Origin of the sequence: Paenibacillus dendritiformis (genome assembly GCF_015845845.1) — a bacterium.
Classification (GTDB): Bacteria; Bacillota; Bacilli; order Paenibacillales; family Paenibacillaceae; genus Paenibacillus_B; species Paenibacillus_B dendritiformis_C.
The window spans coordinates 26,351-42,177 of record NZ_LDIG01000248.1 but is presented as its reverse complement, the minus strand read 5'-3'; the positions used below and the strand labels follow the sequence as shown (position 1 = coordinate 42,177).

General features: G+C 51.4%; 17 protein-coding genes, 1 tRNA gene and 1 pseudogene. 11 read left to right on the top strand and 8 right to left on the bottom strand.

Annotated elements, in window-relative coordinates:
* The first annotated feature begins 108 nt into the window (after positions 1 to 108).
* Entirely contained in the window at positions 109 to 1,407 is a 1,299-nt protein-coding gene (locus tag ABD76_RS24775; protein WP_197253375.1) for an IS1380 family transposase, read from the top strand.
* Between the two features lie 139 nt (positions 1,408 to 1,546).
* On the opposite strand, the gene ABD76_RS24770 is transcribed toward ABD76_RS24775, so the two are convergent.
* Entirely contained in the window at positions 1,547 to 2,008 is a 462-nt protein-coding gene (locus tag ABD76_RS24770) for an EndoS/ChiA family endoglycosidase (protein ID WP_242069798.1), read from the bottom strand.
* A gap of 536 nt (positions 2,009 to 2,544) precedes the next feature.
* Here ABD76_RS24770 and ABD76_RS24765 point away from each other — a divergent pair.
* Together ABD76_RS24765 and ABD76_RS24760 are read left to right on the top strand one after the other, a co-directional pair.
* Positions 2,545 to 2,622 (top strand) — tRNA-Leu (locus tag ABD76_RS24765).
* 91 nt (positions 2,623 to 2,713) lie between these two features.
* Positions 2,714 to 2,902: a copper resistance CopC family protein gene (locus tag ABD76_RS24760; RefSeq protein ID WP_197259662.1), complete on the top strand. Its 189-nt coding sequence runs from the start codon at positions 2,714 to 2,716 to the stop codon at positions 2,900 to 2,902.
* Between the two features lie 157 nt (positions 2,903 to 3,059).
* On the opposite strand, the gene ABD76_RS24755 is transcribed toward ABD76_RS24760, so the two are convergent.
* The 4 genes from ABD76_RS24755 to ABD76_RS24740 form a co-directional block, all read right to left on the bottom strand.
* Positions 3,060 to 3,275 carry a DUF3006 domain-containing protein gene (locus tag ABD76_RS24755; protein WP_006678380.1) on the bottom strand — a complete coding sequence of 72 codons (216 nt, stop codon included), beginning with the start codon at positions 3,273 to 3,275 and terminating at the stop codon, positions 3,060 to 3,062.
* A gap of 5 nt (positions 3,276 to 3,280) precedes the next feature.
* Positions 3,281 to 4,204 carry an MBL fold metallo-hydrolase gene (locus tag ABD76_RS24750; protein WP_197259661.1) on the bottom strand — a complete coding sequence of 308 codons (924 nt, stop codon included), beginning with the start codon at positions 4,202 to 4,204 and terminating at the stop codon, positions 3,281 to 3,283.
* Positions 4,205 to 4,488: 284 nt separating this feature from the next.
* Positions 4,489 to 4,602 carry a putative holin-like toxin gene (locus tag ABD76_RS31055; protein ID WP_420901968.1) on the bottom strand — a complete coding sequence of 38 codons (114 nt, stop codon included), beginning with the start codon at positions 4,600 to 4,602 and terminating at the stop codon, positions 4,489 to 4,491.
* 428 nt (positions 4,603 to 5,030) lie between these two features.
* Entirely contained in the window at positions 5,031 to 5,351 is a 321-nt protein-coding gene (locus tag ABD76_RS24740; protein ID WP_242069797.1) for a hypothetical protein, read from the bottom strand.
* A gap of 269 nt (positions 5,352 to 5,620) precedes the next feature.
* Here ABD76_RS24740 and ABD76_RS24735 point away from each other — a divergent pair, with 269 nt between their 5' ends.
* Genes ABD76_RS24735 through ABD76_RS29945 form a run of 4 tightly spaced genes read left to right on the top strand, consistent with a single transcriptional unit; the run spans position 5,621 to position 9,036 of the window.
* On the top strand, positions 5,621 to 7,942 hold the full coding sequence (locus ABD76_RS24735; RefSeq protein WP_242069796.1) for a DUF4179 domain-containing protein: 2,322 nt from the start codon (positions 5,621 to 5,623) through the stop codon (positions 7,940 to 7,942).
* Between the two features lie 32 nt (positions 7,943 to 7,974).
* Positions 7,975 to 8,625 (top strand): hypothetical protein, encoded by a 651-nt coding sequence (locus ABD76_RS29955; protein WP_242069795.1) that lies wholly within the window; start codon positions 7,975 to 7,977, stop codon positions 8,623 to 8,625.
* Complete coding sequence (locus ABD76_RS29950; RefSeq protein WP_242069794.1) at positions 8,588 to 8,869, top strand: hypothetical protein; 282 nt, start codon at positions 8,588 to 8,590, stop codon at positions 8,867 to 8,869. Before ABD76_RS29955 ends, ABD76_RS29950 begins: the two co-directional genes overlap by 38 nt.
* The gene (locus ABD76_RS29945) at positions 8,866 to 9,036 is read left to right on the top strand and encodes a hypothetical protein (RefSeq protein WP_242069793.1); all 171 of its coding nucleotides are present in this window, start codon (positions 8,866 to 8,868) and stop codon (positions 9,034 to 9,036) included. The genes ABD76_RS29950 and ABD76_RS29945 overlap by 4 nt, the downstream gene beginning before the upstream one ends.
* Positions 9,037 to 9,170: 134 nt before the next feature.
* Here ABD76_RS29945 and ABD76_RS24725 read toward each other — a convergent pair whose 3' ends face one another.
* The 3 genes from ABD76_RS24725 to ABD76_RS24715 form a co-directional block, all read right to left on the bottom strand.
* Positions 9,171 to 10,328, bottom strand: a complete 1,158-nt coding sequence (locus tag ABD76_RS24725) for a hypothetical protein (protein ID WP_242069792.1) — start codon at positions 10,326 to 10,328, stop codon at positions 9,171 to 9,173.
* Positions 10,329 to 10,386: 58 nt separating this feature from the next.
* Complete coding sequence (locus ABD76_RS24720; RefSeq protein WP_197259658.1) at positions 10,387 to 11,103, bottom strand: YiiX/YebB-like N1pC/P60 family cysteine hydrolase; 717 nt, start codon at positions 11,101 to 11,103, stop codon at positions 10,387 to 10,389.
* Positions 11,104 to 11,205: 102 nt separating this feature from the next.
* Positions 11,206 to 12,474: an esterase/lipase family protein gene (locus ABD76_RS24715; protein WP_197259657.1), complete on the bottom strand. Its 1,269-nt coding sequence runs from the start codon at positions 12,472 to 12,474 to the stop codon at positions 11,206 to 11,208.
* Between the two features lie 133 nt (positions 12,475 to 12,607).
* Here ABD76_RS24715 and ABD76_RS24710 point away from each other — a divergent pair, with 133 nt between their 5' ends.
* The 4 genes and pseudogenes from ABD76_RS24710 to ABD76_RS24695 all read left to right on the top strand — a co-directional run bounded on the left by ABD76_RS24710 (position 12,608) and on the right by ABD76_RS24695 (position 15,817).
* A complete protein-coding gene (locus tag ABD76_RS24710) occupies positions 12,608 to 12,793 on the top strand; it encodes a putative glycolipid-binding domain-containing protein (RefSeq protein WP_242069791.1) in 186 nt (61 codons plus the stop codon).
* 302 nt (positions 12,794 to 13,095) lie between these two features.
* A complete protein-coding gene (locus tag ABD76_RS24705) occupies positions 13,096 to 13,770 on the top strand; it encodes a TerC family protein (protein WP_197259655.1) in 675 nt (224 codons plus the stop codon).
* Between the two features lie 245 nt (positions 13,771 to 14,015).
* A pseudogene (locus ABD76_RS24700) lies at positions 14,016 to 14,554 on the top strand (class I SAM-dependent methyltransferase).
* A gap of 195 nt (positions 14,555 to 14,749) precedes the next feature.
* Positions 14,750 to 15,817 carry a YeeE/YedE family protein gene (locus ABD76_RS24695; protein WP_206765800.1) on the top strand — a complete coding sequence of 356 codons (1,068 nt, stop codon included), beginning with the start codon at positions 14,750 to 14,752 and terminating at the stop codon, positions 15,815 to 15,817.
* Positions 15,818 to 15,827 lie beyond the last annotated feature (10 nt).

The window sequence follows — 15,827 nt, the reverse complement described above, 5'->3', positions numbered from 1 at the left end:
CCTGAATTTCGAAAGTAACTGTGCCTGAAAAATGAAAAAAGGGCCCAAATCTTTGGTAGAATAGTGTTTGCGAAAACAACATCACCCAAAGAGAGGAGCACCTTTTAGGTGAAGTCTACCACACCCGTCAGCAAAATCAAGACTGAATTTTCCTTGCGTCACGCTTCCAGCGTTGGTGGAAGCAAAGTATTCCTGGAGTATCTCGAAAAAATCGAACTGGACAAAGCATTGCAGAACTTGAGCAACATCAAACACAGGCACTCCCTGTTCCCTGTTTTTCGCATCCTGCTCTACCTCATAATCGGCTGGACACTCGGTTGTGAACGCCTTTTTCATTTTCGAGCGTTGCAACAGGATGCACTTGTGCAACGTTTCCTCGGTGGACGCTGTCCACACCACACCTTGCTGTATAAAGAATTGAATCGGTTTGGTAAGCAACCAACTTTCACACTCGACTTGAGAAAGTTGAATCAGCAGGTCATCGCGCCTGGTTTGCCCGATGAACTCATCATGGATCTGGATTCCACCGTGGAAACCGTTTTTGGTCACCAAAAAGGCGCGGCCGTTGGCACGAATCCCCACAAACCGGGACGTAAAAGCTACCATCCGCTGTTGGCTTATGAAGGCCAATCTCGTTTGTGTTTAAACGCTGTTCTTCGTGCTGGAAATACGCATTCATCCACGAATGCCGCTGACTTCCTCCGCCAGACGTTCGAATTGCTTGGTGATCGTCCGGTGAAGTATGCCCGATTTGACAAAGGATTTGGCGGTGAGGACTTTTACGGCTTATGGGAATCCAAAGGAATCGGGTATGTAGGAAAATTGAAATGGACCCAGCGACTTCAAGCGGAAGTGCAACGCTGCTCCGTTTGGAAGCGATTTGTCGATGAGGAGTGGATCATCGAGGGCATTGTACTGGTCTACAAAGCCACCTCCTGGAAGAAAGCACGCCGTGTTGCCGTCATCCGCAAAGCACAGGTGTACGATGGGGATCAATCTCGGCTTCTTCTTGATACAGATTGGCAGTATGAAGCGATCGTCACAAGCCTTGAGTGGGAGCCGATTGACCTGTGGCATTTCTACAACCAGCGTTGCTGCATGGAAAACCACATCAAGGAAGCCAAGCGTGGCTTTTCCATCAACCGCATTTCGACAAGCCGCTTCACCGCGAATGAAATCGACTTGCTAATCAAGCTGTTAGCATACAACCTCTACGAACGGTTTAAACGCGACTGCTGTGAACCGGTTCATCACGGGTATACGATTGCCCGGTTTCGTCAGGAGTTTTTCCTCTGTGCCGCGACCATCATCCAGCATAGTCGGCAGGTGATTCTCAAGTTGGCGAGAGATTTCCCGAACCGCTACACTTGGCTACGGATCGCGACAAAAGTTGCTGCGCTGGAATGACCGCTTCCAAAAATAAACATGGAAATGCAATGCCTCTGTGGGATGGGGAGGGGGAAAATATGCCCTTCTTTTCGAATTAGCGCTCATGGGACTGGATATTTTCTTGTTTATTACAGTTGCTACCCGCCCTAGTAGGTTACTAACTCGCCTCCATTACGGGCTTTCGAAATCTGGGATCATATTCTTTGGATGTGGGCATTGTACCAATACTAGGTACGTTATATAGCTCCCTTATATCTATAGTGCGTATCACTTTGGTTTGACGTTCGTGCAAGACAGGCACATACGTATCACGAAGCGTGTCCCAAAATAGTTGTTCATCTGTACCTGGTTTTACATAGTGGAAGACGGAAACGATATCGATTTCTTCAGGAATGTCTGTCATAGCTGTCACATTAGGGTATGGCAGGGTTGAATTTGCATCATGAGGCATGGTTACGTCGCGCCATGTTCTATAGTATGCCATCATTACAGGAGCTTTATGAGCTTCAGTTAACTCGTTTACGAAAGAAGTAGAAGGACTAGCTGTAATAATTGAGCCGCCCATTAAAGAAAAAATTAAAACTGTCGACAAGATTAACAACATTGATGTTTTCTTCATACAAGATAACTCCCTTCCTTAAATGATAATATTTGAGACAATAAAGTAAGCGGTTACAATTCAGGGGGATTCCAGTTCTCCTTGCTCTAACCACACTCAACCTCAAGTTTGCCACAGCAAAGGATGGAGAGCAGTCATACCATAAGATTTTAAAGAAGCACTTGAATAGCTAATCATTTACTTTTTTCGCGATGGAGTGTTGTAGCAGCCCTTATGAGTCAAATACGTCAAAGGAGCGCCACTTTTGCAAAAGTTGAGTCTTTTATATTATCGTAAAGAAACACAACAAAATTAATAGACCGAAGAACTTTACGATCAAATGGCCGTTGATTTTATGTTTGACGACGATGGGTATGCACAGAGAATCGCTCTTTATGACAGACATATGGCAGTAACTCTTAAGTAAGGAGTATTTAATTATGCTCCGGGAGTAGTCCCGAGGCTACTTCCTATCCAATGCTTCTAACAACACAGAACCGTGCGAAACCTACCGGAACCATATTTTTATATAAAGGTTCACAATTCAGCGAATGGGTCGATATAAAATCTTTCCGTACCGGTAGGTAACGCACTCGTAATGCGTAGGTCGGGGTTCAATTCCCTTCACATGTCGATAACGGCGCGGGTTCCGGGCTTCCGGGGGCCGCGCTATTTGTTTTTCCAAAAAACATGAGGTTTTGGCTGGAAGACGAAGATAAAAGAGGCATGCAAATCGTAGTATATGATCCGGACAATAAAGAATATGTCAAGGGCCGTACTTCATCCAGCAACAACTATCGGGTTCTGCTTGAAACAAAACCGACGAAAGAGGGAACCTATACCATAAGAATTATTTCAGACGATGGCTCAGGCGGATGGGATTATGGATTTAATTCTGCCGTTAGAGCTTATTGAGTAACTATTTTTAATTCAACCCAAACGAGCCGTGGAGGATAATATTCCACGGTTCTTTGTAACAAAGACATTGTAATGATTTAGATTGCATACGGCACTGATTGCCGGGCAAGATAAAAACAGAGAGCAGGTAAGTTTCTGCCCGGCAGCTTGCGTTTCAATCCTCGAACAGGTCATTCATCAGCTCATCGATTTCTTGTTTTCGTTTCTTGGTCTCTTCTTTATCTAGGGTGAACTGATTGCCGTTAATGATCACGACGTCTCCTGCTTCGGCTTCGGCCGGCAGCAAATATTTCGGATACTCAACGGTATGGCCATCCACTTCAATCACGGCCAGATCGCATTCGAATCTGTCGATTATCCCTTTAATCATATGGATTACCTCACTGTCTCGAACTTTATTTTTTTGCCGTCGCTGATAGCGGTTATGGTTCCTTGCGTGTCAGTCCGGAATGTTTTCACCTTTGCCTTCTTGAGCCTATCCAACGTTGTTTTCTTGGGATGGCCATACTTATTGTCCATTCCCGCGCTAATCACTGCGTAGGTTGGTTGTACGGCGGACAGAAACTTCTGTGACGTCGATGTGTCCGAGCCGTGATGGCCTACCTTATACTTTAAGTGTAACACGGCGCTCCATTCGTTTAAATCCTTGCCATATTCCTTAACGGGAGCTATAAATTCAGCCGTAACGCCTTCAAGCGGGATGGTGACTCCGCTCTTGGCCGTCTTGATTCCCAGTTTTTGCTTTTTGACGGCTTTCAAGAAATCCTCGAAGGTTTGCGTGGTATGGGACACTTTCGGGGCGTAGACGGCATTGACCTTGAAGGCGTTGATCACATCGTCCAGACCGCCGATATGATCGGCATCCGAATGTGTCGCAATGACCACATCAAGCTGCTTGACGCCAAGGTGCTTGAGGTATGCCACGACATCCTGTCCCTTATCATTGTCCCCGCCGTCAATCAGGATATGCTGCCCTTGCGGCGTTCTTATGTATGTGGAATCTCCCTGTCCGACATCCAAATAGTAGACTTGCAGCGTGCCGGCCTTTTGCTTTTGAGGGAGAATCTGTGACGTGCCGGCTTCTTTTTGAGTCGATTTCTGCTTATCGGCCTTTCTTATGCTACCATCCTTGTTATGATAATGGTACTCCCCGTCTTTCAAGCCCCATCGCGCGCAGTTCGTGCGGCAAGTGTGGCCCCCGTTCGCATCGGTCTTGCCGGGATGCGCCAGCAGGGCAGGGGAAAATAGTGCGCAAAGCAGTGAAAACACGAGCGCTATCGATACGTATGCTTTTCTCATGGTGCTCTCCTCTTTCCGATCATTTTCTCATCGAAGGATTAAGATATATCTAATCATATCATCCCTGCGAGAGTAAGATGAGTACAGAAGCGTTTAGAGAAAAAAAGCATTCCGTGATCTGACTTACTGTGGGCGTGGAACAACTGGACGTATAAATTCACGCATGCTAAGATATAAATAGAAGAGGAGCCGTGCGGGAACACGACTCCAGTGCAATAGCCGCTTCAAAGGCGGTGGCTAGTTCAAAGGTCCAGAAATAGATCGCTACCTTTGCCGAGGGCGGTCTATTTCTTTGTGTGCAGGTATATCAGCAGCGTCACCACAAACGTCAATAACGCAAATATCCACAGCCCAAATTGGAACATGGTGGATAGTGCTTCATATACGCTCACAGGCATCACCTCCCTTCCGGGAGATTAGCCGACCGCCCATAAAGCCATTTTATTGCCTATCTATTATACTATATTTTTCCTGAGAACTTCCATGCCGATAACAGCGCAGCTTCCGGTTAACGGGGCTGCATTATTTGTTGCGCGGAATTGTGAATACCCTGAGCGAACGGGAGAGCGATCAAAAGGCGGCTGGTACCCACTCCACATCAAGCCGTTCTCAAGCATGTCACTCGTTCGACGACGAACAGGGGCTGGATTGTCCAGCCCCGTCTCCCGTCTATATTCCGTGCGGCTTCATGCTATCTGGCAGCATGCTCCGCTTTTCTTCTTACCGGAATCCATACTTCGCAGATATACTCGGTCATCTGTTGGTTCACCCAGTAGTATTTTTCGATGCACGGTTCTTCCACTTGTTCGAAGTTCGTCGAAGGGAATCATTCGGAATAGATGCGCCGCCATACATTCTGAATTTCCAGGCCGCTGTCGGATTCCTCTGTCAGCGTCTCCCGGCTCTCGAATACCGCGTACGTACGGGCGGGAACGTGAAGAAGGTCGAATTCAGAAGGAGCCTCAACCTCTGCGGGGAAGCCGGTCAGGACATGGAACATGCGCTGAAAATGATAGCGGGAGGACAACGCCGCCTGCGCGATATCCTCGATCTCCAGCGTGTCGGTCAGATGCTCCTCGATATAATCGATGGCTGGCGAAGCAGGTGAAGCGCCTCCATTTTGTCCCGATGAAGGATATATCGGCAATTATATCGATAATCTGCTGGTTGCGGTAGGCCGCCTTGTCGGCCGATTTAAGGGCGTGTTTGGATAAAATTTTTTATGTCCTAAATAAGTAATGAAGTAAAATATATACGTAATAAACCTCGGAGTCTCCGGGGTTTTTCGCGTTTTATCCATAAATTTTTTTGCAATTTCCAAAAAGGAAAGCCAAACGCCCTTCTATATGCAGCAGCATGAGGCAGAGATTTACCGGACCGCCTATATGTATTTGAAGAACAAGCAGGACGCGCTCGATGTCGTTCACGAGACGGCCTATCAGTCCTTTTAATCGATTGGGAGCTTGCGAGAGCCGCACCCGTAAAGGGGTAAAGGCGGCGGCTGCCACCGTTGCCGCCCTGCTGTTAGCCGCAGCGGTCGGCGCGGCGACGTCGCCTACATTTGCGGAGGTGTTGAAGTCCTGGTTTTCGCTGCAAAAGACGGACGGCGGCTTGAAGCAAGCGGCCGACGACGGCTATGCCGAAACGGTGAATAAGCAAGTCACCGATCAAGGGATTACGCTTCGGGTGAAGGAGGCGATTCACGATGTCTTTCGCATCTCGATTCTGTTCGGGCTTGAACAGGACGGCAGGCCGCTGAACTCCGATCTGCTGTTCGAGACGTTCATTCCGGACGGCACCGATGACGATCCGTACGTGAACCGGTATGTGATTGTCGATGCCGAGGGGAAGGAGCTGCCGCTGTCTCTGCAGCTGCTTAAATCCGGGAATGACCGGATATTGACGCTGGGGCTGGACGACCTCGTTCCCGGACATGAAGTTCAGTCCCTGTCTGATCTGCCCGATCGGATTACGGTCCGCTTCGATATTAATCAAATCGACAAGACCCGCGGGAAATGGCATCTCGAGGTGCCGATCGATCTGTCCGCGGCGAAGGCGTCGTCCGCTCTCGTTCCGCTCAACCAGCGCTATAGCTCGCCGCTTGGCTTCAGCATCGACTTCAAGCAGCTGCGGCATAGTCCAAGCAAGTCGGAATTGCTGCTTCAGGTCGATGAGACGCAGGCCTGGAGAAGCGCGAAGAAGAGCGATCCGATGTTCCGGTATGAGATTAAGGATGGCGACGGGAATATCGTCGCGGCCATGGACGGGCTGCGGCGCGGAGAGCTGGACTTGGGGAGCAGGAATGTGCTCAAGCGCTTCCTGAATGCCCAGGGCACCACCGGGCATATGAACTATCGGCATGCCTTCCTTCCTTTCCATGATGCGAAGGATTTGACGCTCGAATTGACCGCGATCTATATGGAGGAACGGGCGGACAAGGAGCTGAATGTCGGGCTTGAACCGGAGGCACTGCGGAAGGAGCTGCTTGTGAAGGAGGTGAAAGGGAAGAAAGTTACGTTCAAAATGCGGGCCAAGGAGGATGAAGCTCCGGAACAGATGAAGGATGGACGCAGCGTCTTTGCAGGCAAGGGATGGATATTGGAGGCTGATCAACAGCTCGGTTCGGATACCCTTGATCTGCAATGGCGCATGGAGGACGGGCAAGGGAAGCCGGTACAGGCACAAAGCGTGATCGAGATGGAGCAAGACGAGCAGGGGAATTACCGCAACCGTACGATGTTCTTCTTCGAGGGCCAGACGCCGGTGCCTGACCGCATCACCCTGCATGTGGACAGATGGACGAAGAAGATCCCCGTGAACTGGAGCATTCCGCTCGTTCCATCGCCAGAGAAGCTTCCGCCGCTGGACGACGTTCCGATATACGAGATGACCGTTGACGAATTGAAGCCTGACATGGTGCAAAAAGCGGAGCAGGCGCTGCGGGAGCTCGCTCCGGGCAGGACGGCGGAGCTGTACGGCGTCACGGAATATTCGGATCGTTGGTTCCTCTATGCGAAGGATAACAGCAGAAGCGTCGTGATTGTGGAGAAGGCGACGATGGAGCCGATCGCTGTACAACGCGCCATTGCCTATGGCGAACTGGACGAGAAGCTGAGGAAGACTGTGGAAGACACCTTGCGCCAGCTCAGCCCGGATCAGCCGATCGTGTTTGAGGAAGCGGCGAGAGAGAAGTCCGAGGTGAATGACCGTTGGGTGCTTCACAACGAGCACGCCGACATCATCATCGATGCGCTAACGGGCAAGCTGATGGAAGCTTCGCTAAGCTATGAGCCAGGGAGATTCGATGCCGAGGCGAAGGCCGTTGCGGACAAAGCGTACTCTTCTTTTGCGCAAGGCAGAGCATTGGAAATGACTCATATGGTTCAGAGAGTGACGCCGACGAAGCATGTCTGGGAGTTCTACCGGGTTATGAGCCTATTGGCGACCGTCGACGTGAAGACGAACCAGGTGCGGTCGGTCGAACAGAGCTTCAAAAATGACCATCCTGGCGATGACAAAGCGGCCGAACCGCACTATACAGAAGAGCAAGCCATAACGAAGGCAAGTTCGGCCGCGAAGGAAGTGTTCGGCATCGATCTGGAAGGATATGAAGTGGGCGTCCGGTTGAACGAATATACGTTCACGCGCCATGGCGCCACGACAGTGAGAGGGACCGTGAATGCCAAGGGCGAGTTCTGGAAGCTGGAGCGGATCCCAGAAGAGGGAAATCAACAATAATGATGGTTATAAGATAAAGGAGGACTTTTTCCATGAAAATGAATAAATTGCTCGCGGTAACACTGGCATGCAGTCTGTTCGCAGCAACCCCTGTCTTCGCTGCGCAAGCCGCTGTGAACAACGAAGGACCGCAGACGGTTCAGTTCGCGGATATGGATCGCAAACTTGCCGAAGCGGCGGAAAAAGCCATCGAGCACTACGGCAACGGAAAAGCCTTTCAACTCGAAGAAGCGTTAAAGGGCGAACAATTTGTAGACGAGAACACAAAAAGAGGGGTATGGTATATCTCGGCCAAGGATCGGAGCGCCGTGGTATCGCTTGATGCGGTGTCCGGCGAAGTGCTGACGTTGTCGCTTACTTATGATATGGATGAGTTAACGGGAGATTACGAGGCGAAGCTGAAGTCGGCGCAGGCGGCTGTCAAGCAATTGAATGGCATGGGAGAGCTTTCCTTTGTGCGCGCAAATTTCTTTAAGAACACTGAAAAAGGGAAAGAAAGCGAAACGCTCTCCTTCCAGACGGAAGACGGGCAGTTCATCGCCATCGATAAGAACACAGGCAAGCCGGGGAATTATATTTTGAAACATAAAGCGGCTGACGTGGGATTCCAACATCATCGCAGCGGCCGAACAGGCGGTCAAGAGCATGGGAGTGGCCAAGGTCCAGCCATTTACCGAGATTGAGCATCGCCAAGTAGACGGCGATGCGGCCGGTGAAGTCTGGGAGCTGAAGCGGACCGTCGACGTGAACGGCGATAAGAGCAAAAAGAAATCATTCATGACCGATGGGCAAGGCAGAGCGTTCGTCGTAAAAGAGTGGGTCATTATTGAAGCAAAGACAGGAAAGCCAGTGTCTGTAACGATCCCGTCGAACGAAGCTGACAAGAAGACGAAGACGCTGACCAAGGAGGAAACATCAAGCTGGTGAAGCCAGTGGCGAAAAAGTTGTTCGACGCAGACTTATCCTCTTATACATTGAAGATCGATAAAGACTGGGGAGATTATAAGTTCAGCAGCAAAGGCAAAGAGACGATCGTTGCCAAAATCAATCAAGCCGGCGAGCTCATTCGCATCGAGCGCAAAGTCAAGAAATAATAGAGAGAGTTTCGGAACACGAACAAAGCAAGGGTTCCGGTCAACGACATAAGATTGGCCGAAGAGGGGGCGCCGCAGAAGGCGCCCCTATGCTCTTGTCAGGGTCTAACTGGGTCCAGGCGGACAACTGGTGCCTACAAATCACTCAATACCTGAAAATCATATAAATACACTTCCGGCGAGATGGCATCCTTCACCTTCGGAATGCGCAGCTCCTGCTGCAAGGAACCGTCCGTCAAGCGGTACTGCTCCACCTTATGTGCTTGAAGAGCGGCATCATAGCGGAACAGGTAGTAATGATTCCCCCGCGCATACCCCATCTCCTGGTTCCGATCAAAAGTCGGTTCGAAGCCGGAGAGGGAATACGTCTGTCCGGCCGTGCGCGTGTCCAGCGCGAAGGGGAAGACGGTTCCATAGCCATCCACGTAGTACAACTTTCCCTCTGCCATGCCGAGGCTATTCGCGCTGAGCGAGAAATAGCGATTATCCAACTCTTCTCCATACGTATGCAGCGGATAGACGTTGGCCGTATGCGAAGCGGTGTCTATCTCCATCAGCTGCAGCTTGACGCGATTGTCCGGGCCGCGCGTGGAGAAGACGGTATACAGCTTCCCTTGAACGGGTACGATGTCCGTCTGTACGATCAGAGACCCGGTATCCATGTCCAGCAGAGGGTATTTGTCAGATATCAGCTTGTCGCGGCCAGGCTCCACGACGACCAGGCTCAGGCCTTGAAGCGAGGCGTGATCGGAGGTTAAGGCGTATACCGTGTGCCCGTCGCTCCCCTGGGCTTCGACGAATTCGCGCATCTCCCGGCAATAGTGATGATGGGTGTCTCCCCAGCGCAGGATAGATACGTAGTCATCATTCGGAGCGACGCCTTGATTGAACAAGGAATAATATTGCTTGCTGCCGGTCAGATAGCCTGACATTTGCCGATATCCGGCGCTCACCGCACAGGGGGAGGCATAAGAAGCGGACTTCGCTTCGTTCGTGTGCACCTCGATCCCGTCTTTGCGCTGGATAACCAGACTGCTTTGATCGGGAAGCTTGACCGGAGAGCCCCATTCCAAACCGTCTCCAGGGAGGGTCTGGATGGCGCCTTCCCGATTCATGCGAACAAGATAGGATGTCCCTCTATTGTAATACTCCTTCGGCAGTGAGGTGGAATAATAGACAAGGGCGACGGTGTCGTCGAGCCGCATATCGATCGAAGATGAAGGAAGAGAAGCTGGGTGGCTGCATGAGAGCAAGGTACTTGAGAGGATGAGCAGGCAGAGAAGCAGAGTCATCCGCTTAACGGCTCCAGGCGGCTTCGTAGGATTGGGCATCATCGTGGATTAGGCTTATTCAATAGCTTTTCAAAGTGAGAAACATCGGGGAATCCCGGATATCGACCGGATAGACGCCGAGGCCGCCATCCTTATCGATATCGATCTTCGCTTTTTCTTTGAAGGCGCACCATACGAGCTTGGAGCAGTTCTTATCCCCGATGCACGAAGTTGCGCGATTCGTGGCGAAATTGTAGGAGTAGCTCTCGCCGATGCGTCCGTGCGCCCAGTCGGCGGCTTGTTCTCTTGCGGAAGCGCTTGCATATTGCGGCTTTGGAGTCAAAATTTTGGAGCCTGCATCGACGCGTTTGTCGATGAGCTTCACCTTGCGCACGCCTGAGCCGGGCACGGATTCCACGATGTAGTCGGGGGTGTAATAGATGCCGACATGTCCGTGCGGGATCCCGGCTGTGGAGGCCGTTTCGAAGAAGACATTGCCTTTGCTGCTGGAAGCAAGCTGATAGGCGCCGTTGCCTTTGCCGCCAAGCACTGTTATTTTGTTCTGCAGTGCGGGCTTCTTCGCGCGCAGTTCCTCGTACATTTGGCTGGCGATGACGTCGCGCGAAAGCTTGGTGACTTGGGAAGCGTATTCAATTTCAGATACGAGCTGGTCCTTGGTGACATGCGGATACACATCCAGAATACGCTCCAGGACATCGCCGTCCTTCCCGCGGGCGCCAACCGTTGCAGGTACGATCAGCACGAGCACGAGAATGGCAAGCACAACCTTTTTCATTACAATCCCTCCTAGCATGTAAAGTATACTTTCAAGGATAGTATATAGGCGATGTGGAAAAATATTCAAAAAATTTACTTATTTATATGGCATACGCCGGCTTTACTGCTTCAGCCACTGATCGATCTGGCTGCGAGCTTGACTTGCCCATGCTAGTTCCAAGTGATTGAGCGGCAGCGTGACATTGCCCGTGACGCGGCCAATCCCTTGTACGGCTGCCGCGCTTTGCACGAATACGACGCCATCGCTTGGTCCCGTATGCTCGTTATGCATGTTCGGGATATCGTTCTGATTGCCGGATAACAGATACGTTGAGATGCTGGCTGGAATGCCGGCCCCCAAGATGGCATCGACCAACGATCCTTGCTGCATGGCGGCATCGATCCCGTCTCCTGCAGTAAAGAAACCTTGCCCCCCATAGTAGGTCGTATACCAATCCTGTTCGTTGGCAGGCAGCGGATGGACGTTATCCCATTTGGCCAGCATTTGCTTCTGTCCGGGGAAGAAATCGCCCGCCGCTGTTCGATAAATGGATAGCTCGGGGTGATGGCGCCATACGCCGTAGCACATCATGCGCGTATGAGGCGAAGGGGCGTTCATGCTCCCGCCGCATTCGGGGATTATGCCGTAATTGAATGTCCACCCGTGCCGAAATATAAGATCGGTGCCCTTATTTGGATTGGCGATCAGAATCAGCTTGCGGATATCTCCCGCATAGGGCGTGCCGCCTGGCTTGTGGATAGATGACGCGTACATGCGGGAAGCGAACGCGCCTTTGCTCCAGCCGATGACATCGACCTTGCTCTCGCCGGTAACATTTCGAATGATCCGGATGGCATCGTGAATTAGCTCGGCGGCATAATAATTGTCCCCGTGCTTATGTGCGAAATTAATGGCGAATACTTTATATCCTTGGCTAACGAGGAACTGCATCAGTCCCGTGTTCGGGCAGGAGGAAGCCCCGCATGTATCCGGACCGAACTCGTTCGGATTGGCCCAGGCCCGATCGGCATTATCATTGGCTCCATGAACAAGCAGAACCGGGGTTGGAAAAGGATTGGTCTGATACTGCGGCGCATAGTAGAGGAGAAATCGGCTGGAATGCGGCTGCTTCACGCCGCCGAAGAAGAGAAGGCGCTGGCCAATCTGATCTCCCTGTCCATCCGGGGGGTAATGTTCTGAAGCGAACATCGGGTTGTTGTCTTTCCAGCGTTCCGCTTTGCTCCATCCATTGGCGACATCGGCGTACGTTTGCTCCAGTATGAGACTGGTTTCTGCGGCTTCGCCCGCTTGGGCGGATTCGGCGGTTGCCAGGATGGTACAGACTAACAGCGCCATGATGATCATGGCAGACATCCATCGTTTCGTCATGACATCCTCCCTTTCGTGAGCTGCATTCACGCAGCGTGTTGGTCATGAGCGCCTCGCGGCGCATCACGGTCAGAATACAGGAAGACGGTTGCAAAGGAGTTGCTCCAGACGCGATTCATAAATGTGGTATAATATGGACGTATCGGCCGTATGGATCTGTTTTCCTCAGCTAACGGTCCAGCCCTTGAAGCAATCCTATGAACGCTTGGAAGACAATGCGTATTTATACCGATCGATCGCAAGCGGCTACACGGCGCGGCTCGAAGTGGACGATAACGGAATTGTCCTTGTCTACGAGGATCAATGGGCAAGTCTGTAACCAATTTGATTAAGCAGGATATTTTTATCTTGACCCTATGTATCCTTATCAATTAACATAGAAAACATAAAGGGGAGTAGCTGTTCAATAAAGTCGTCATTACGAGGATAACGCCTCCGGCTTTGTTGGCAACGATGATTGCTGGCGAGACCTTTACCATTACGGTAAAGGTCTTTATTTATGGCCTTTACCGTGATCGGTAGAGGCCATTTTTGTTTTTAAGGGGTGTTGCCCGGACGTGTTCATAAATGTGAGCCATTGAAGAAAGGATATATACGACATTCGAGATAGGAGAGGGTACGATGGATTTCTTGACAGCAGATTTCTGGTCTGCGCTTCTGGCGATCGTCATTATCGATCTGGTGCTGGCGGGAGACAATGCCATTGTGATTGGGCTGTCGGCGAGGAACTTGCCGAAGGAACAACAGAAAAAGGTGATTTTTTGGGGAACGTTCGGCGCCATTGCCATTCGTTCGCTGCTTACGCTTGCCGTAGTATGGTTGTTGAAAATTCCGGGATTGCTGCTGCTCGGCGGGGCGATGCTGATCTGGATTGCGTATAAGCTGCTTATAGAGGAGAAGAAGCATGACGTGGCATCGGCAGCCAGCATATGGGCGGCCATCAAGACGATTATTATCGCGGACACGGTCATGGGTCTCGATAATGTGCTCGCCGTGGCCGGCGCCGCCCATGGCGATTTCATTCTGGTCGTGATGGGGCTGCTGGTTAGCGTGCCGATTGTCGTATGGGGAAGCACTTTGATTTTGAAATGGGTGGAGCGATTCCCCGTCATTATCTATATTGGATCCGGGGTGCTGGCTTGGACAGCGGCTAAAATGATCACGGATGAGCCGTTAGTGAAGGGCTTTTTCACGGAAAATCCGGTATTGAAGTGGGGACTCATGATTGTAATCATTGCCGGCGTGCTGGTGATGGGCAGACTGAAAAAGCAGAAGGAAGTGAAGCAAGCCGCTTAATAATCAAGCTCCTTCCTTCCTGCAGGTCATATCACAGTAGAGAAAAGACATCGAATATTTCTTGAGAAAGCACCTCATGGTGCTTTTTTTATTATACGCAGCTCCCTCTGCCCAGGTGAATACGGTCGCCTGATGTACTATAATATACATATGGAAATAATGAAACCGGATTTCATTGAATGGAACATGGTGGTAGTTGTTTGGATCTGACTTCTTTATTAATTTGCCGAAGGAGAGTGAATGGAATGAACAGTAAGGAGCGATTTTCAAGCCGAGTCGACGCCTATGTGAAGTACCGGCCCAGTTATCCGCCGGAAGCAATCTCGTATTTGTATGACACGGTAGGTTTTCGTACGGAGAACGAGATTGCCGATATTGGGGCGGGGACGGGCATCTTTTCCAAGCTGCTGCTGGCTCGCGGGAGCCGCGTCATTGCCGTTGAACCGAATCAAGCGATGCGGGAAGCGGCAGTCCAAGAGCTTGGCCATCATTCGCTATATCGCGCGGTATCCGGCGCCGCGGAGGCGACAGGGCTGCCGGACAGCTCCGTTAATCATATCGTCTGTGCGCAATCATTCCATTGGTTCGATCGCGACGCCGCGCGGCTGGAATTTCGCCGCATATTGAAGCCGGGCGGCTCCAGTCCTCTTCGTATGCGCCACAGGCGGGACATCCGAACTATGAGCCGATGATGGCTGAATTGGAGCGCATATTTGCACGGAACGAACAGAATGGGATCGTATCCTTTGAATACGAGACCGAAGTATTTTGGGGAGAAGTGTAAGATGAAGTACAGGTATAAGGAGCAAGCCGCTTCGCATATGTTTTGCTAATGACAGAGAGGGGAAAGCCCCTCTCTTTTTTACAGCCTGGATGATGCTGTATATTGACACATTCCGAAGATATGATAAAATCAGTATCACTTATAAATCTCATTGAATTACTCGGTTTAAATCCGGGAGGAGGCGTCATTGAACTCATGTTGATTACGGGGTTGCTATGCGGGGCGCTGCTGGGGTTCGTCATGCAGCGCGGACGATTTTGCCTGACCGGCGGTTTCCGGGATATGTACCTGACGAAGGACAACCGGATGTTCTACGCGCTGCTCATTGCCATCACGGTGCAGAGCATAGGCGTGTTTGCGCTGATTCAACTGGGCTTGGTCGAGTTTTCAGCCGGTTCGTTCCATTGGCTGGCGACGGTGGTCGGCTCGTTTTTGTTCGGTATCGGGATTATTTTGGCCGGGGGCTGTGCCACCGGGACGTGGTATCGGGCCGGAGAGGGCCTGATTGGAAGCTGGATCGCCCTGTTCGGATATATGGCGATGAGCGCGGTTATGAAGTCGGGCGCGCTGCTGCCTGTCAATAACAGTCTAAAAGCATACCATGCGCCGACAAACTCCATTCCTGACACATTCGGCCTGTCGGTGTGGCCTTTTATCCTCATCCTGGCGCTATTGACGCTATGGCTGGTCGTCAGGCAGCTTCGCAAGCCTGCCGTGGCGATTCCGTCCCTGCCGGCGAAGCGCACAGGGATGAACCATATGTTGTTCGAGAAGCGGTGGCATCCCTTCGTTACGGCGGTGCTCGTCGGCCTGATTGCGATTCTGGCCTGGCCGCTCAGCGAGGCGACGGGAAGAATGTCCGGTCTTGGCATTACGACCCCTTCCGCGAACTTGCTTCAATATTTGGTGACGGGAGACAGCGAAAAATATGTAAACTGGGGCGTCTTCTTGGTGCTTGGCATCCTGGCAGGCTCCTTCCTCGCCGCGAAGGCGAGCCGTGAATTCCGCTTCCGGGCGCCAGACGCCAAGACGGCGCTGTCCAGCTTCGGCGGCGGCCTGCTGATGGGATTCGGAGCGAGCTGGGCCGGGGGGTGCTCGATCGGGAACGGTCTGGTCATGACCGCCATGATGACCTGGCAAGGATGGGTTTCGCTTCTCTTTATCCTGCTGGGAACGTGGACCGCATCTTACTTCGTCTATGTTCGCCCGCGTGCGAAGGCGCGCAAAAATCAGGCTGTAGCTTATCAGACAACGACGGCGTAAGCCGATAGCG

Excerpts from the sequence above, each read along its gene's own strand:
- ABD76_RS24770 (WP_242069798.1), bottom strand. The coding sequence starts at position 2,008 with ATGAAGAAAACATCAATGTTGTTAATCTTGTCGACAGTTTTAATTTTT.
- ABD76_RS24760 (WP_197259662.1), top strand. The coding sequence starts at position 2,714 with ATGCAAATCGTAGTATATGATCCGGACAATAAAGAATATGTCAAGGGC.
- ABD76_RS24755 (WP_006678380.1), bottom strand. The coding sequence starts at position 3,275 with ATGATTAAAGGGATAATCGACAGATTCGAATGCGATCTGGCCGTGATT.
- ABD76_RS24750 (WP_197259661.1), bottom strand. The coding sequence starts at position 4,204 with ATGAGAAAAGCATACGTATCGATAGCGCTCGTGTTTTCACTGCTTTGC.
- ABD76_RS31055 (WP_420901968.1), bottom strand. The coding sequence starts at position 4,602 with ATGCCTGTGAGCGTATATGAAGCACTATCCACCATGTTCCAATTTGGG.
- ABD76_RS24735 (WP_242069796.1), top strand. The coding sequence starts at position 5,621 with ATGTCGTTCACGAGACGGCCTATCAGTCCTTTTAATCGATTGGGAGCT.
- ABD76_RS29955 (WP_242069795.1), top strand. The coding sequence starts at position 7,975 with ATGAAAATGAATAAATTGCTCGCGGTAACACTGGCATGCAGTCTGTTC.
- ABD76_RS29950 (WP_242069794.1), top strand. The coding sequence starts at position 8,588 with ATGGGAGTGGCCAAGGTCCAGCCATTTACCGAGATTGAGCATCGCCAA.
- ABD76_RS24725 (WP_242069792.1), bottom strand. The coding sequence starts at position 10,328 with ATGACTCTGCTTCTCTGCCTGCTCATCCTCTCAAGTACCTTGCTCTCA.
- ABD76_RS24720 (WP_197259658.1), bottom strand. The coding sequence starts at position 11,103 with ATGAAAAAGGTTGTGCTTGCCATTCTCGTGCTCGTGCTGATCGTACCT.
- ABD76_RS24715 (WP_197259657.1), bottom strand. The coding sequence starts at position 12,474 with ATGACGAAACGATGGATGTCTGCCATGATCATCATGGCGCTGTTAGTC.
- ABD76_RS24710 (WP_242069791.1), top strand. The coding sequence starts at position 12,608 with ATGGACGTATCGGCCGTATGGATCTGTTTTCCTCAGCTAACGGTCCAG.
- ABD76_RS24705 (WP_197259655.1), top strand. The coding sequence starts at position 13,096 with ATGGATTTCTTGACAGCAGATTTCTGGTCTGCGCTTCTGGCGATCGTC.
- ABD76_RS24695 (WP_206765800.1), top strand. The coding sequence starts at position 14,750 with ATGTTGATTACGGGGTTGCTATGCGGGGCGCTGCTGGGGTTCGTCATG.